General features: G+C 60.6%; 1 protein-coding gene. It reads right to left on the reverse strand.

The window, feature by feature from the left end; translation table 11 throughout:
- Positions 1–54: 54 nt before the first annotated feature.
- Complete coding sequence (locus tag BRX37_RS26310) at positions 55–819, reverse strand: IS6-like element IS6100 family transposase (protein ID WP_001389365.1); 765 nt, start codon at positions 817–819, stop codon at positions 55–57.
- Positions 820–880 lie beyond the last annotated feature (61 nt).

Raw genomic sequence — 880 nt, forward strand, 5'->3', positions numbered from 1 at the left:
GGCTCTGTTGCAAAGATTGGCGGCAGTCAGAGGTAGGCTGTCGCTCTGCGCCGATCAGGCGGCTGCTGCGAAATGGTGGTTGAGCATGCCCATGGCCTCCGTCAGCGCCGAGGGCCCAATGCCAAAAGCTCTCTCCACAAGGCGCACCTCGCCCCTGATGCCGGGCTGCAGGCACCAGGGGCGAGCCTGTCCTTTGCGCAGGGCTCGCATGACTTCGAATCCCTTGATCGTGGCATAGGCCGTGGGGATCGATTTGAAACCGCGCACCGGCTTGATCAGTATCTTGAGCTTTCCGTGATCGGCCTCGATCACGTTATTGAGATACTTCACCTGCCGGTGGGCCGTCTCCCGGTCCAGCTTTCCTTCGCGCTTCAATTCGGTGATCGCTGCACCATAGCTCGGCGCTTTGTCGGTATTGAGCGTGGCAGGCTTTTCCCAGTGCTTCAGGCCTCGCAGGGCCTTGCCCAGGAACCGCTTCGCTGCCTTGGCGCTGCGGGTCGGCGACAGGTAGAAATCGATCGTGTCGCCCCGCTTGTCGACTGCCCGGTACAGGTAGGTCCACTTGCCCCGCACCTTGACGTAGGTTTCATCCAGGCGCCAGCTCGGATCAAAGCCACGCCGCCAGAACCAGCGCAGCCGCTTCTCCATCTCCGGGGCGTAGCACTGGACCCAGCGATAGATCGTCGTATGGTCGACCGAAATGCCGCGTTCCGCCAGCATTTCCTCAAGGTCGCGATAGCTGATCGGATAGCGACAATACCAGCGCACCGCCCACAGGATCACATCACCCTGGAAATGGCGCCACTTGAAATCCGTCATCGTTCCGTCCGTCCAATCTCCGCCAAGCATGCTCAAGCTTCACGATTTTTGCAACAGAGCC

Origin of the sequence: Sphingomonas sp. S-NIH.Pt3_0716, assembly GCF_003950715.1 — a bacterium.
GTDB classification, from domain to species: domain Bacteria; phylum Pseudomonadota; class Alphaproteobacteria; order Sphingomonadales; family Sphingomonadaceae; genus Sphingobium; species Sphingobium yanoikuyae_A.